The sequence below is a fragment of the Lysinibacillus sp. NPDC093190 genome, assembly GCF_050280425.1.
GTDB lineage: Bacteria > Bacillota > Bacilli > Bacillales_A > Planococcaceae > Lysinibacillus.
Window position 1 is genome coordinate 151,095 of sequence record NZ_JBNNVG010000002.1, and the last position, 15,226, is coordinate 166,320.

The 15,226-nt window shown below is 32.0% G+C and carries 12 protein-coding genes; 4 read left to right on the forward strand and 8 right to left on the reverse strand.

Translation table 11 applies throughout. The annotated features are described in order from the left end of the window. Positions 1 to 807 precede the first annotated feature (807 nt). Entirely contained in the window at positions 808 to 2,622 is a 1,815-nt protein-coding gene (locus ACQKOF_RS02750; protein WP_427553453.1) for a terpene cyclase/mutase family protein, read from the forward strand. A gap of 938 nt (positions 2,623 to 3,560) precedes the next feature. On the opposite strand, the gene ACQKOF_RS02755 is transcribed toward ACQKOF_RS02750, so the two are convergent. From ACQKOF_RS02755 to ACQKOF_RS02770, 4 genes are all read right to left on the reverse strand, one after another. Next, entirely contained in the window at positions 3,561 to 4,415 is an 855-nt protein-coding gene (locus tag ACQKOF_RS02755; RefSeq protein WP_427553455.1) for a malate synthase, read from the reverse strand. 659 nt (positions 4,416 to 5,074) lie between these two features. Beyond that, a complete protein-coding gene (locus ACQKOF_RS02760; protein WP_427553457.1) occupies positions 5,075 to 5,371 on the reverse strand; it encodes a hypothetical protein in 297 nt (98 codons plus the stop codon). Between the two features lie 281 nt (positions 5,372 to 5,652). Next, positions 5,653 to 6,741 carry a hypothetical protein gene (locus ACQKOF_RS02765; protein WP_427553459.1) on the reverse strand — a complete coding sequence of 363 codons (1,089 nt, stop codon included), beginning with the start codon at positions 6,739 to 6,741 and terminating at the stop codon, positions 5,653 to 5,655. Continuing rightward, the gene (locus tag ACQKOF_RS02770) at positions 6,742 to 7,695 is read right to left on the reverse strand and encodes a hypothetical protein (RefSeq protein WP_427553461.1); all 954 of its coding nucleotides are present in this window, start codon (positions 7,693 to 7,695) and stop codon (positions 6,742 to 6,744) included. A 247-nt stretch (positions 7,696 to 7,942) separates the two neighbouring features. On the opposite strand from ACQKOF_RS02770, the gene ACQKOF_RS02775 reads away from it, so the two are divergent. Both ACQKOF_RS02775 and ACQKOF_RS02780 read left to right on the forward strand, forming a co-directional pair. After that, a complete protein-coding gene (locus ACQKOF_RS02775; protein ID WP_427553463.1) occupies positions 7,943 to 8,080 on the forward strand; it encodes a hypothetical protein in 138 nt (45 codons plus the stop codon). Between the two features lie 4 nt (positions 8,081 to 8,084). Next, positions 8,085 to 8,678 carry a recombinase family protein gene (locus tag ACQKOF_RS02780; RefSeq protein ID WP_427553466.1) on the forward strand — a complete coding sequence of 198 codons (594 nt, stop codon included), beginning with the start codon at positions 8,085 to 8,087 and terminating at the stop codon, positions 8,676 to 8,678. A gap of 1,632 nt (positions 8,679 to 10,310) precedes the next feature. Here the strand turns inward: ACQKOF_RS02780 and ACQKOF_RS02785 are convergent. Both ACQKOF_RS02785 and speD read right to left on the reverse strand, forming a co-directional pair. Next, positions 10,311 to 10,472, reverse strand: a complete 162-nt coding sequence (locus tag ACQKOF_RS02785; RefSeq protein ID WP_427553468.1) for a hypothetical protein — start codon at positions 10,470 to 10,472, stop codon at positions 10,311 to 10,313. Positions 10,473 to 10,988: 516 nt separating this feature from the next. Beyond that, the gene (gene speD, locus ACQKOF_RS02790) at positions 10,989 to 12,497 is read right to left on the reverse strand and encodes an adenosylmethionine decarboxylase (RefSeq protein ID WP_427553470.1); all 1,509 of its coding nucleotides are present in this window, start codon (positions 12,495 to 12,497) and stop codon (positions 10,989 to 10,991) included. A gap of 436 nt (positions 12,498 to 12,933) precedes the next feature. Between speD and ACQKOF_RS02795 the strand changes: the two genes are divergently transcribed. Then, on the forward strand, positions 12,934 to 13,830 hold the full coding sequence (locus tag ACQKOF_RS02795) for a PhzF family phenazine biosynthesis protein (RefSeq protein WP_427553472.1): 897 nt from the start codon (positions 12,934 to 12,936) through the stop codon (positions 13,828 to 13,830). Between the two features lie 115 nt (positions 13,831 to 13,945). On the opposite strand, the gene ACQKOF_RS02800 is transcribed toward ACQKOF_RS02795, so the two are convergent. Both ACQKOF_RS02800 and ACQKOF_RS02805 read right to left on the reverse strand, forming a co-directional pair. Continuing rightward, a complete protein-coding gene (locus tag ACQKOF_RS02800; protein WP_427553474.1) occupies positions 13,946 to 14,116 on the reverse strand; it encodes a hypothetical protein in 171 nt (56 codons plus the stop codon). Between the two features lie 108 nt (positions 14,117 to 14,224). Beyond that, positions 14,225 to 15,223 (reverse strand): LacI family DNA-binding transcriptional regulator, encoded by a 999-nt coding sequence (locus tag ACQKOF_RS02805; protein WP_427553476.1) that lies wholly within the window; start codon positions 15,221 to 15,223, stop codon positions 14,225 to 14,227. Positions 15,224 to 15,226 lie beyond the last annotated feature (3 nt).

A 15,226-nucleotide genomic window follows, 5' to 3' on the forward strand; every position in this document is an offset into this window, starting at 1 on the left:
TAGTAACGCTACTACCAATATAGGTATAAACGGAAACAACAATCCGACCATAGCTACCGTATCTCCAGAAAAATCCACTCAATCTCTACTTCTCCCAATCTTACCACCAAAGCAACATGTTTCCTGTTTAACAATTCAACAATATGACCTGAAAATAAAGGAGAGCGCAATTTCATCTCTGGAAATGCCACCGATTGAGGAATATTGTAAACAAGAAAGCTGCAAAATTAAGTAGTTGTAGCATTAAAAGGCCGCCCCGTTATTCCAAGAATGAGTGTTTAGGGAGTTAACTTTTATTCCATTTCAATTAATTTTATTTGATAATCTTCGCTTAACTTAACATTTATCCATTCGTTAGCATTAGAAATATCTATTTTATTGGTTGTATTTGATTCTGTAGTATTTATATATTCGCTATATGATAACGCTAATTCAGCAGTTGAATTCGTTTCAAAAGGTGAAACAACAAACCAGATGACATCTCCTTTGCCAAAAGTACTATTAACTCATAATAACATTTTCGCTAAATACTTCTTTACCATCTACATACGTAATTAAGGTTATATGTTTAATATTTAAAAAGTCACTCATTTCAACTGAAATGCCACCCCCGTTTTGGATAAGATAGATTATTAGTTTATATGAGCTAATTTCATTAAATATATAATTTTGGGTAATTTATATAATTTCAACTCTCCCTCTCCGCAATTCTCCGCACTTGTCTATTTATCTTTATAACTCTCATCATAAGATATCTTAATTGCAATTCATTTTTCAAATACAAAAGGAAAGGTTGTAAAAACTTAAATGAATCTAATAAATGAGATTAACCAAAAAATACAACAAATTATTAAAAATCTGAAACAAGACCAATATAATGATGGTTCGTGGAGATACTGTTTTGAAAGTGGACCAATGACCGATGCAAATATGATTATCCTATTAAGAGTATTAGATTATGATGATGAGAATCTTATAAAGAAACTTGTTGCACGTCTACTTCAGCAACAACAAAATAACGGTACTTGGAAGCTTTATGATGATGAAAAAGGAAATTTATCTGCAACAATTGAAGCATATACAGCTCTTTTATTTTCCGGACATTTGAATAAAGATGATCCTTTGATGAAATTAAGTGAACAATTTATTGTGGAGAATGGAGGACTTGAAAAAAGTCATATTTCTACGAAGTGTTTACTAGCTATTACCAACTTATACCCTTGGCCAAGACTATTTCCTATCCCACTTAGTATCATGAATATACCAAAGTTTCTAACATTTAATTTTTTTCATTTTAGCTCATACGTACAAGCACACTTTCTTCCTATTTTAATATTAGGACACGATAAATTTGTAGTTACTAATAAATGGACGCCTGATTTACAGCATTTATTTTTATCTCAAAAGAAATATAAAGCACTTAAAAAGAAAAAAAGATGGTTTAATTTATTTAAAAAGATATTGCCTACTTATAAAGAATCTACGAGGCTAAAGGCTGAACAACATATATATAATTGCATTGAAAAGGATGGGACATTATATAGTTACTCAAGTTCTACATTTTTTATGATTTATGCACTACTTTCTCTAGGTTATAAAAAATCTTCTCCTATTATTCAAAATGCTATTGGAGGTATTAGATCTTTTTTATACGAAAAAGGAGATGTTCTTCATATTCAAAACTCTCCTTCTACCGTTTGGGACACTGCGCTAATTTCTTATTCCTTACAAGAATCGGGTCTTACCAATAAGGATCCAGCTATCCAATTAGCTTCGAACTTCTTAATGAAATTACAACACAAACACTCTAAAAAAGGATGGGGTTTTTCAGAAAGCAACTCCATTAATCCTGATGTTGATGATACACAAGCGGCTTTAAGGGCACTATCTAATTTTACAGATAGTCATTCTGGATTTCGTATGGCCTGGAATTCGGGAGTTGATTGGTTATTAACTATGCAAAACAATGACGGAGGCTGGGGAGCATTTAAAAAAAATAGTCCTTCATACATTAAATGGTTTTTCCCCATACAGAGTTTTGAAGACACTGCTATAGATCCTTCTGCTGCGGACATCACCGGCAGGACATTGGAATTTCTAGGGAATCATTTAAATTTGACTATGCAGCACCCTCGTGTAATGAACAGTGTAAAATGGCTAATAAAGAATCAAACTAATGATGGTTCATGGTACGGACGTTGGGGGATATCTTACATTTATGGTACATGGGCCGCTGTCACAGGCTTAAAGGCAGTTGGGGTTTCATCTGATCATCCAACTATTCAGAAAGCAACAGATTGGTTGTTAAATATAAGACAATCTGACGGAGGCTGGGGTGAATCATGCCAGAGTGATTTTCATAGAGAATATATTCCTTTACCCTATTCAACACTAGTACAAACTTGTTGGGCGGTTGATGCATTAATTTCTATCTCTGAGTTTCCTACAAAAGAAATCACAGAAGGAATTATTAGAATTTTAGAATGGCAAAATACAGAAACTAGTCGGACCACTTATCCTACAGGTGCAGGTTTACCAGGACACTTTTATATACACTATCACAGCTATCAATACGTATGGCCTTTAGTTACATTGAGCCATTACTTAAAAAAATACAATTAGTTCATTATTGGAGTTTTTTAAAAAAATAGTTAATCTATCTACCCCCCTCCTTTTTCATCTCATATACTATATTGTTCCTATCTTTATTCTGTAATTTACTTTTATTTGAAAGGAGGTTTTTGTCAATGGGCAATATTGATCCTAATTTAATGGGTGTTTTCCGACAAAGAATTAAAAACCCCCATTGTTTCCGTCGTGTATGTGGAGCTCTTAGATCATGCAACTATCATCAGTTGAGAAGTCCCGCAGGTGCATACGGTCTTGTTGATCGTCTATCTGAATGCTGTGAAGTACCTATAACAAGAGCTCAGAGAGATAATGCAGCACACTGGCTTATGAATTGTGGAGTTGATCCTCTAAACACAGCTCACCGAAGAAGGATGTGGGGTATTGTTAGGGGAGGTTTGTGGTAAACCGAAACACTTTATAGCAGGGTAACTAACCATGGTTAGTTGCCTTCTTTTATAATGAGTTGCGAGACACACTCTACATGTGGTGAGTGTATGTGGCAACACAGAGATGTTGGCTGGATTAGTTATATTTGCTCGACTCCAAATCAGTGGAATCGAGCCTAATTTTCTTCATCATATTTGGTTGTTGCTTATTCTAAAGTACTCTAATTTCCAGTATGTTATTTCAAATGAGTTTTCATTTTACTATGCATAATACCAGTTACCTTTCCCATAATTCGTTCATATCACTTTACTCCCTTCTTTTACAGTCTCACTTCGTTAGCTCAATAAATTCAACATAAAATATCTTTATTCATTTTTATAATACAAAAAGAACGAATCCCTTTAATAAGAATTCGTTTTTGATAAATGATTATATTAACTCCATACGTTTATTAGCAAACAGTGCCATGCACTGTTCGGCATTAGTAATAGATATAAAAATATGTCAGTCCCCTGTCATTCTTATTAACTTTGGGCTAACGTCTAAATACGCATTAATGCGCCATTAGGCTTTGGTAAATCTTGATCTGTTATCTGATTCATTTTACAAAAATGTTTAAAAAATTGTTGTGCTAGCTCTCGTTCTGTTGGGTCACTTTTCAACGAAACTATATCAAGTAAAATTTGAGCCATCCATAAATTATCAAAATAACGGTATTTACCTGTATTCCATGTCATTTTGTCAGGGGATTTTTTATCTACATAATATTCCCATAAAAGTAGCTGATCCGATTCCTGTTCTGTAAGTTGGAGTCTGTATTTTGAATGGGCAGGAATATTTCCATCTTCACACAGCTTACCGATAAAATCTTCATTCACCATATAGACACCTAAGATACGTCTGTCTTTTTCAGGCATGCCGGAATCTATTGCTGTTAACAGGACAGCGCTATTTTGGTGCATGCGGATAGGTTTGTTTGGCTTCCCCTTGTTATTACCACTTTTTATTGCTCCTGAAAAAACCTTCCACTCTGAAAAAGAACTATTTTGTTCTTCTGTATCACACCTAAAAACCATTTGTGATTCTGGATGAAGTTTATGATGTTTCATAAGTTTTTCGTGTTCTATGCGAAGTTTCTGGTTTTTTCTTTGTAGTTTTTTTTCTTCTTCCTTCTTCCTTTCTACCTCCTTTCGTTCCATTTCCTTTTTTTGTATTATTTTTTCAAGTGAATTAGCATCACTTTTATCATGTAGTTTTAGATGCTTTCCAAATACATCGGGGAAAACAAACATTTTATTTTCCGATGCGAAATGTATTTCAATAATAGACTCATTATGTTTAACTATACTGCCCATGCCAAAACGCTTATGTGTAACTTTCTTATTGATTAGATTCATTATTCTAGTCCTCCTTATGGAATAAAAACTCGGTTACTATTAGATAGTAAATTAATAATTAAATGCAACTAACTACCTTAAAAGCTCACATAACTGTTTTAATTTTTTCTTCGGCTTAAAAAAGGATATTAAAAAAACGTATCCAAATTCTATCTGCAAAAAAGGACAGCGGAATTCGAAATACGATTTTAAAAAACAATTATAAGACTATTATAACATTTTTTAATAAATTTACAAATTTATTATTGACAGCATATTTTATCATGAGGTAAAATAAAAATTTATTCTATAAATCCCCTTGAAATAAAGGCCTCATAAAAAGTCACGAAACTTCTGGAAAGCCCCTATAAATAGCCACTTAATTTCCATCATATATGCTGAGCATTAGATGTTTTCCAATTAAGTTCCATATAAAAAGACCCAATTCCGCAAAAGTTATTTGTAAGAAAATCAGGGTCTGTATTGAAAATTTTTACTTTTTCAAGTTATATAGTATAGCTTTTGAATTTTCGGAATCGTTTACGAATTACATGTGTACCCCGTATATTATGATAACTCCAACCATGCAACTGCCTCACAATGCGGCGAGTGCTGAGGGTGAACGGAAAATTAATATGATGTAGTAGAATCACTTTACATTTTAAAAAATTATATTTAAATTAATACTCTCTTTCTTCCCTAGCCCTTCTAATTTGTTCATCTTTCTTTATCCCCTCTGATTGTTTAATTTCATATTCTGCCCATTGTCTAATTCTGCTTAATCTATGGTGTAAATATGGTTCCATTTCTGTTTTAAGATTTTCATGATTTTCTATTGCTTCAGAAATATTTATTACTTCAAAAGAATGTCTTCCAGCAATAAACTCGCGGAATAGTCTATCATCCCATTCATCGGTAGAAAGGATCCACTCTGTAAGAGGAGGAACGTAAGATTTATCTACTAGCTGGTGATTCAATATGTCGAGCTAAAGCTCTAGCTGCATCAATCCCATTTTCTTTGACCCACTTTTTAACAATTTCTATTTCAATAGATTCAAATAGACCTCTATAAACATGTAAATAGAAAATATAATTTCTATCATAATAATCGTAATTAAAACTAGTTAATTTAAATATAATAGACTATGCTAAACTATGCTCTAGCATAGTCTCACTTTACTTTTTTAGAAAAAACAAATTATTTATAATAAACCTACTATAAACTTAAATTAGTTGGTCTATTTCAAAAACAATTTTATTAATTTGATAATCCACACCTAGCGTATTTCTCTAAACCTAATCTATTTTCTTTCCAATAATAGTTAAGTTTATTAAAATGCTCACTATTAATACTTGAATTAATAATAAATGATTTCCAATCTAATTTTTTATCAAAAATTTCATTATAATGATTTTGGGCATCAAGCATATATTTTTTTAATACATCTTCAAAATCAATCTCTTTGTATAATTCATTCGCTTGAATTTTTAAATTCGTTTCTAAACATGAAATATTATTAAAAAATCTCATTGAAGAAGGTAGATATATATTTTCTGAAATTTTTTCATAATCATTATTATCTGTTCTAATTATCATACTGAATAAACAAGTTAAAGAATAAATTAACAATCCAATGATTTCATATTTACTTTTACATATTTCTTTTAGCCTAGCATCTGTATTAATAATTTCTACTACTTCTCTAGTTAATTGGCTAATTGCAAAAGCATCAGCATCCATTTCTAGCGTTTGAATTAGAATAGGTTCAGTATTCAAATTATTATTATAAATATTTAATTTATCTATTTTTAATTCTTTATTTAAATACAAGATATGCCCGTTAAAATGATGAGCTATTTCATGTAATATTATAAATTTCGTCGAGAACATACTTAAATATTCCGCGATTATTTTTCTTTTTTCATCCATAGAAGTTCTATACGTATAATTAAATTCGTTAATACCTTCTTCATTTTTGTATCTCAAACTTATCTGTGCTACCTCATTTTGAGTAGTAAAATATTTAGGAAATACATTATGAGTCAACAACTCAGAAAACATATTATATGTTTTAATAATTACCCCCTCTTCTATCCATATATAATCCGTTTCATTTCTCACAAAAGATACTCCATTTATTTCGAAACCAGGGATATATTTAAATTCCAAATTTCTTATTAAATTTTCTTTTTTTAATCTAATCAAATCTTCTTTAACTTGATTAGATATTTCTTTACAATAATTTTCATAAAATTTATATGAGGTTAAATCCGGTAACGCATCTCTGCTATATAAGGAAAACTCAGTAACTCCTAATATTTTATTTAATTTTTCATTTTCATCCATTTAGATGTAACCCCTTTCCTGAAAAGTTTCTATTTCATTAATAAGGCATTCTTCTTTTTTATTTATCCAATTTTCAATATTCTTTTCATTTACTGAATCAAACTGAAAGGCTATATCCTTATTTCCAATAATTTCATAATTAATATAAAACTCTATTACACTTGTACTTTTAACATTTAAATCAGTTAAACGTTTATCTTTGTCTGCTAAAGTATAATATTTCCTTTCAATGGTTGATAGTTGGTTAGGTTCAAAAATTGAAACACCATAACTCATTTTAATTGCTTGTGTATCTATTATAGGTTCTTGCGGTAATCCTATTATACTTCTCAAGAAGTCAATTAAATCGCCTATTTTCATATTAAGTGTAATTGGAATTTTGAATATATTATCTCTCTTATGTATATAAAACCAAGTACTAATACAATTAGTACTCTCACTTAATATTTCTTTAATATTTTCTGAAATAACTAATGAATCTTTAATTTTCTCACAAATATAATTTGATGGGGTATCTATTAATAGTTTAAAATTTTCCTGCACTATATATGGATATTTTTTACACAAACCTATCCAGTATTCTTTATCTTTTACTTCAATGTTCGCATATAAACTTTTCAATGTTGCTTCTTGATTACCTGTTAATTCAGTATTTGCGCAAATAACATACTTTTCCCAACCAAGGCTTTCTTTAATCTGCAAAGCACTCTTTAGTGATTTAACAGAATTTGTAATATTATATATTGAATTTTCTTCTAAACTTTTACATTGATACGCAATTTTCTTTGATTGGTAAAATAAATCCACGCCACTTTCCGGTGGCTTTCTCTTTTTAATATCTTCCGTATTATTTTCTATTTTTATTAATTTTAAACAAAATCTCTCCCATGCATCAGCAAAAGATGAATCTAACTCATCTTTAAAAAAAGGTGGATACAATCTATATTCATTCATAAAAATCCTACTTTCCGTCATTTAATAATATCGTATCTTTTTTATATTGTTTTTCAGAATATAAAATCCAATATATGTTTTTTATATATTATAATAGGTTTATTTTATTAAAATATCAATTAAATTATTGAATTTTAATCCACTTAAAAAAATTTTTTCCTTCCCCTCTTAAAATATTGATTTTCATTGGGTAGAATGTTTTCACTTTTAGCTAAAAGAATTTTTATATTTATTTTAGGAGACTAACATGAAAACAACACACTACTTTGGCAATAAAAATCCATTAACGCTGATCAAACGAACTCTCGAACTGTTGTTTGACTCATATTTTGAAAAGCCTTATGCTGAAAACAAGGTGAATTCTACTACATCTTCTGAGATGTAAAACAATGAAATGTGCAGTTTATGCTCGTATTTCAACGGGCTTTGATAGTCAAAAGACTTCAATTCCAACACAAATTAAGCTCTTTGACAACTTCATGAAAGAAATAGGCTGGGAGCTTTATAAAGTCTATACAGACGTGAAATCTGGCTCTAAATCAGGCCGTACAGGCATCCAAGATTTAATTCAGGATGCAAAAGATAAAAAGTACGATATAGTTCTAGCGAAAGAGTTATCTCGTATTTCAAGGAATGGTGAATTCTCATATGAATTTAAAAATGTTCTATTCAAAAATCAAATTGAGTTAATTGCACTAGATGGAGCAATTAATACCTTTGAAAACAACTCCATGAATTTAGGCCTATTTGCTTACCTTTCAGAAACCGAGGCTGCATATACAAGTCGACGTGTTAAAGCTTCATATGAAGTACGTGCAAAAGCTGGACGGTTCGACGAAGCACCCTACGAATATACACTTAACGATGGGAAATTATTTGTTTCTACTAATGGTACTGCTGAGATTGTACAACGTATTTTTGAGAGTACTCATGAAGCGATTATTGGAAGATTTCGAGTTAGTTCAGCTAATACAGTCACGTAAACGCATTCGCTTACAGCAAAGTACACATCTTTTCACTGGTATACTTATTTGTGGTAATTGCGGTGCTGCTATGCATTTCAAACGAGATTGTTATGTATGTGGTTATCAAAATAAATTTTGAAAAAAGGCATGTCCTGATAACTTTCGTCCTATCGAGACCAAATTAACACAAACAATACTCAACAACTTAAATACGTTTTACTTTTCAAATATCTCAAAAAAATCTTCAGAAATGCTTTTAGATAAACAACTTGAAAAGTTACAGGCTAAGCCTAGTAATGAGATTGAAAAATATCAAAATCAGCTGACTAGCCTTCGTACAAAGAAACAAAAGGCTCTTGATAAGCTGTTTTGAAGATAAAATTGATCAAGACGCTTATGACGACTTATTAGCCCTTAAACCCTCAAATTGAACAACTTGTAGGGCAACTTAACTAACTATGAAGAAACTAATACTACTGTAAATGTTGCAGAACTAAAAGCTCATATTCTACAGCAACTTAACCCAAATCAACTTATAAATGAACTAACGCCATCTTTATTAGCTCGGTTCATTCATAAAATAATAGTAAAGGCAGACGGTTTAGAAGTGCATTATCGCACTTCTAAACCGTCTGCTTTTTTTGTTTCAACGAATAGTAAATTAGAAATTCCAAAGACACATCCTAATAAATCATACGTTGAAAAGCACGCTTAATGTAGAATTAGTCAACTAATTCAAGCCACGCAACAGCCTCACAATGTACGGAGTATATGAACAGCACATGAGATGTTTATGGGTATATCTACTTCTCAAATGCCTATGTATGCATGATTATAACATTAGGTAACCCGAAGATTCTCGCAGAATTTTCGGGTTATCTATCCACTTGTTACAATTATATAATCTAACCACAGAACACCTTCATTGTTACGATGGATGGTGGTTTTAACTTTTTATTATGATATGAAGTTAGCTACTACCAAAGCCGCGGCACAATAAATATCTACTGGTATCCATAAGAGCCAACCTATCATCCAGTTTAATTTTATATATACATTAGATGGTATGATTTTCACAATCCTACTTGGTGAAGATCGTAGGGCTCCTAAAGTTGTGATGGATTATTATATTTTGAGCAGGAAGAAAAACAAAAAAGATATTATGAAGAATTTAAAGATGACTCAACCGACACATAAAAAATGAAGTTATCCATCATTCAACAAGAAATCGGTAATAGAGAAGCGTTTGAAAAAATGATTGAGGAATATGATGAAATTGAAGTCGTTCTCCAGAAAGTCCATATTATTATGAAGGTTAAAAAAGCACAGAGAGTTCTGTGCTTTTAATGTTATAAGCTGTTTTCTTTATTCCTCAATCTGAACGTTAGCTGAATAAATTGGTTATATAATTTCCGTTGAAAAATAAGATTAAGTCTCCTATTGCCCCAATACAAAAAAATATAAAATAATAACTTGCAATTGTCACCTTTTTGTTAAATAGTTCCTGGAGTGCTTGAATAAACAACTCATCAAACTTAAACCAACTTAATATCCAACCAGTTAAAAGAAAACTTATAATTATCATTTCCTTTTTCTGCCCCCTGTTATATGAACCTTTTAGTAAATACATCTTTTCTGTTTATTGATTTCTTAAATCTTTTGCACAACAACAGCTTTTGAAAACGGAAATGTATAAAAAAATTTCTTTATTTCAACGCGATTGGAAACTGAATTCAATATTTGATTGTATTCAGCAATTTTACTGAAATCAGAAATGACTAATCGACCATTTGTGCTTAAAACTCGCCACATTTCAAGAATCGCCTTCCTTCTTCCTTCTACCCAAAAAAGGGATGCTCGCACTGCCTGAATTTATTAAAAGAAAATTTAAAGATTGTAATGTAATTGTTTTAGTCGTTAATCATAAAAATATTCCGGCTCAAAATTTGTATTTAAAAGTTGGCTTTGTCGATAACAGGGAAAGAAGAATGGCACGTATTGGCGAGCAAATTGTTATGAACCTAAACCTTTAATAGATTTTCAAAAATCACTCTTCATGACATGGGTGATTTTTTTGTTCTCCCCTTTTCTAAAATCTAATGACAACTTGTAATCCCCTTTTTGGTGTCCTGATTAATAGATTGATTTATTCCGTTCCATTGCCAATAGTTGAGTCTCTTTATTTAGTTAACATAATATTTTTATATAATGCAAAGATTGTTCCTAGCTCTTATTTTGCAAGACACATATGGTAACTCTCATCAAATGAAAACATAAAAATAGGAAAAGAAAACAATTTGTCTTTCTTTTCCTGTTTCATTTTAAGTTTTATGGTCTACCCCGATGCATGTAATGTTGTGTGGCATTTCCTGCATTAAATTGCTCAGTAATATATTGAACAGCGTCTTGTAGAGCTAATTTACTGTTACACGTGAAAACATCTATTGTCGCATAGCCGTACTCTGGCCACGTATGAATCGTTAAATGTGATTCTTGAATAATGACTACACCGCTAACCCCGTAAGGTGAAAAATGATGGAAATGTTCGGTTACAATCGTTGCCTTTGCTTTATGAGCGGCTTGACACATAATCTTTTTAATTTGTTGTACGTCATTGAGCAATGCATCATTGCAATCGTGCAATTCTAATAAAATATGATGCCCTAATGCATGCTGGGATTGTGATTTTTCTACTGTTCTCTTAATTTGTGAAAACTTGTTATTTTTGCAATTCGGGCAACCACTGTCTTGAAGCTGAGCAATCGTGCTGTATGGATAGCCAGCTCCGACTGTAAGTGCGTGCTGACAATGGATACACTGATATACGACGGATTTCCGCTCAATTTCTCCTGTGTAAATTGGTCGCGTAAATCTACGCTGGTTAGGAACGTAGGAAGTCATTTGTTCTGTTGTTTGTAATACGAATAATTGGCTTGTAGCGCCTAAAATCTGCGCACCTTCATAAGTGTTTATCTCGTATTGAATACTGTCAATCACGAAGCCCATAGCATGTAAGCTTTGCTGTAATTGCCACTGCTTTTGATAGCTACGTTTAGCGTAGGAAAAAAACACATGTCGCATTGCTTCTGGCTTTAATGCGTTAATCGCACGTGATAAAAAAAGCTGTGCGCCAATCAAGGTATACGGTGTATCTGTATATACGCAATCAAACTGGTGAGCGTATGTTTTAGGCAAAGGCTCCTGAACGTTATAATAATCTGTTTTAATCGGAAGCTCATAGTCTTTAGCTATTTTGCTAATCGTACATAAAATTCGTCTATCAATATCTAACACAACAATTTTAGTTGTAGAATTTGGAGCGATTTTCTTTAGTAAAAACGCTAATGCAATACTGATGAAATCATCATCGCCTAAACACAAAATGCGCTTATTAAGTAGCATCGTATAGTCTAGTGCGAGCAATGCACGTTTTAAGGCTGTCTCAACTGTACATTTTGCTTGATCAATTGCCACGTCAGCTGTAGGTCTAGCATCATAAATAGTACTTAATTCGCTTATATTTTGTGTAATCCATTCCGTACGAAATACATCATCTGTCGTTAATTGAAGGTAAAGTTTAGCATCAGCACCTGAGAGTTGAAAATATTGCGAAATAGCGAGCTGGCCTTTTTTCGTTAAGCTATGTTTACCCCAACCTTGTTTGGCAAATTCTTTCTTCATTGCTGAAACGATAGGTATTGGTAAGTCTGTCGTATGAGCTAAAGATTTAGTTGTGCAATTTTTATGGAAATATAAAGCAAGTAGAGCTTTTTCTAGTGTGTGATAATGTTCTTCAAGCTGCATATCAGCTGTAATTTGTTGTAATTGTTTTTGCATTGTAGATTCGTCCTCTCAATTTTAATAAGTAAAAAATTAAAATTGTCTAAATCAACGAATAGAAAAAGCGCGACTAAAACTAGTCGCGCTAAATGTTTATGCGAAGCCAACTAATTCTAATCTTGCTTTTTTTGCACAACAAATAACACCCCTAAATAGGTGGTTTGTTCGACAAAATAAGCTATAACGTTGATTCAGATTAGAATTCTACAATTAACAAAAAGTTCACCCTTTAATAAAATAGTATTTTTACTATATAATAGATATAAAAATTTCGCAAGTTTTAGTAAATCATCGCTTTTATAGTGTAATATTTCCTGGAAAATGCATAGAATTTGTAATATGGTTTGATTTTACAGTAACCAATCTAAATGAGGGTTTCATTAAAGTGTATTAGTATGGAGGGAACAATAAAAGTTAGAAAGGAGTTAATAAGATGAGAGATATTAGAGTTTATCATGTAGATGCATTTACAACAGAAAAATTTGGAGGTAATATAGCTGGCGTCGTGCTAGATGCTGAAAAATTATCCGAAAATGAGATGCAAAGTATCGCAAAAGAACTAAATTTATCAGAGTCTGTATTTTTACTACCTTCAAATAATGAAGATATAGATTATAAAGTAAAATATTTCACTCCCACTGAAGAAATCAACTTTTGCGGTCATGCAACTGTTGGGTTAACATGGCTTTTGGCGACTGAGTTTGGTCTTGCTGAGAAAAAGGAAGGTATAGCGCTAGAAACGAATATTGGTAGAGTACCTGTTGTATGGCATAAGGAGAATGGAAAAGTTATTAATGTGGAAATGACGCAGGTAACGCCAAAAACACAAGATATCGATATTGACCTTACGGAGCTTAGTCGACTAATCGGCGTCAATTCCAAAAGCATTGATTTAACTTATCCAATCAAACTAGCGAATACTGGTGTCTGGCATTTACTCGTTCCAATAAAAGATCAAATCGATATCGACAATGCAGTGCCAGACTTAGCAGCGTTAGCGAAACATAATAAAGAACATAATATCAGTACGACACATCTTTATACTTTTACTAATTTGAAAGAATATGAACTCTATACAAGAGATTTTGCACCAGGGATTGGCATACCTGAAGATCCTGTAACTGGTGCAGCAAATGGTGCATTAGCGGGCTTCTTCTATTTAGAAGGCGTTATTCCTCAAGGTGACATAACACATCTTAAAATCGCTCAAGGAGATGCGATAGGAAGACCTGGAACGCTTTATGTGACTGTTATTCCGAATGAATTAAAACCAGTCATCAAAGTTGCAGGAGCAGCTACCATCACAATTCGAGGTATTTTAACTATCTAAACACATCAGTTTGAATTTGAGAATACAAAGCTAATCCTCACTTTAATAGAACTATGTTCAAACTATCGCTAAACTAATTAAAAGTGTGATCAGAGTACCCTATTTCTTTGAGTTCTTATAAAATCGAATTACCAATATTTTGAGCATTATTTTTTAATTTTTGTAAATAATAATCTAATTGATTCTCTTTAAAATTCATTTCTGCCATAAATACACTTAATACCGCTACTGTCGCATCATTTGACGCATTAATAATCGGAACCGAGATACCAATAGCTCCTTGCATTGTTCCTATGTGTACTAATTTTTACTAAGAAGAATGTATGTGCCTTTTATCGGTACAACTAAAAAAAGCTACCCCTGGCTATTTTCTATAGCTTTAGGATTGCCTTTTTTAGTTAGTCGAATCTCGTTGAATTAATATCGGCTTAAAGCGATATAATTTTTGATCATTGGCTATATGTTCTTTTTTGATTTTTGCTAAGAGAAGTGAAGCCGATTTTTGAGCCATTGGTAGAATAGGTTGTTCCAATGTTGTGATAGAAGGATTTATAAATTTTGCATATGGCACATCATCAACCGCTATCACTTGTATATCGTTAGGTACGTGCAAATTTCGCTTTTTTATATAGATCATTAATTCTTGAAAAATACGATCATTCGCCGCAATTATTCCTTTAGGTGGTTGTTCCAATGCAAATAATTGATTGAAAATCTCTTCCATTTCAGCAGGCTCGCCATTTTTTATATAGCGTTCATCAATAAAGAGGTTTCTATTTCTTAAAGCTTGTCGAAATCCTTCTAAACGTTCGACACGAGGAGTAATCGGTAATGTTAAAGATGTTGTTACAATGGCCAATGGTTGTTTTCGAAACATCTCAACTGCCATATCCATTGCAGAAAAATTATCAAGCAGAACAGCAGGAATGTCTACTCCTTCTAGAAAACGGTCGATAAAAACGATTGGCATTGCTTGTTGATGAAGTCTTACATACAGATTCTTATTCTCTCCTGTTGGGAAAACAATCAAGCCATCTACTTGTTTTTCAAGTAAAGTTTCGATATGTTTTTTCTCTTTTTTTGGATTATCCGCAGAGTTACAGACAATCATATGGAAGCCTTCTTTATCAAACTTTGCTTCAAGTGCATTAATAATTTTTGTAGAAAAATCATGGATAATATTCGCTACAATAATACCAATAGTAAAGGTGGTTTTCTGTTTTAAACTACGAGCCATCAAGTTAGGACGATATTGCAATGCTTCAATAGCTTCTTCAATTTTTTTACGCGTTTCTACACTCATATATTCATATCGCTTATTCATATATTGCGATACGGTGCTATTGGAAACATTTGCATATTGCGCAACATCGGCAATTGTTGTTTTTTTCACTAA

Excerpts from the sequence above, each read along its gene's own strand:
- ACQKOF_RS02750 (WP_427553453.1), top strand. The coding sequence starts at position 808 with ATGAATCTAATAAATGAGATTAACCAAAAAATACAACAAATTATTAAA.
- ACQKOF_RS02755 (WP_427553455.1), bottom strand. The coding sequence starts at position 4,415 with ATGAATCTAATCAATAAGAAAGTTACACATAAGCGTTTTGGCATGGGC.
- ACQKOF_RS02765 (WP_427553459.1), bottom strand. The coding sequence starts at position 6,741 with ATGGATGAAAATGAAAAATTAAATAAAATATTAGGAGTTACTGAGTTT.
- ACQKOF_RS02770 (WP_427553461.1), bottom strand. The coding sequence starts at position 7,695 with ATGAATGAATATAGATTGTATCCACCTTTTTTTAAAGATGAGTTAGAT.
- ACQKOF_RS02775 (WP_427553463.1), top strand. The coding sequence starts at position 7,943 with ATGAAAACAACACACTACTTTGGCAATAAAAATCCATTAACGCTGATC.
- ACQKOF_RS02780 (WP_427553466.1), top strand. The coding sequence starts at position 8,085 with ATGAAATGTGCAGTTTATGCTCGTATTTCAACGGGCTTTGATAGTCAA.
- ACQKOF_RS02785 (WP_427553468.1), bottom strand. The coding sequence starts at position 10,472 with ATGTGGCGAGTTTTAAGCACAAATGGTCGATTAGTCATTTCTGATTTC.
- speD (WP_427553470.1), bottom strand. The coding sequence starts at position 12,497 with ATGCAAAAACAATTACAACAAATTACAGCTGATATGCAGCTTGAAGAA.
- ACQKOF_RS02795 (WP_427553472.1), top strand. The coding sequence starts at position 12,934 with ATGAGAGATATTAGAGTTTATCATGTAGATGCATTTACAACAGAAAAA.
- ACQKOF_RS02800 (WP_427553474.1), bottom strand. The coding sequence starts at position 14,116 with ATGCAAGGAGCTATTGGTATCTCGGTTCCGATTATTAATGCGTCAAAT.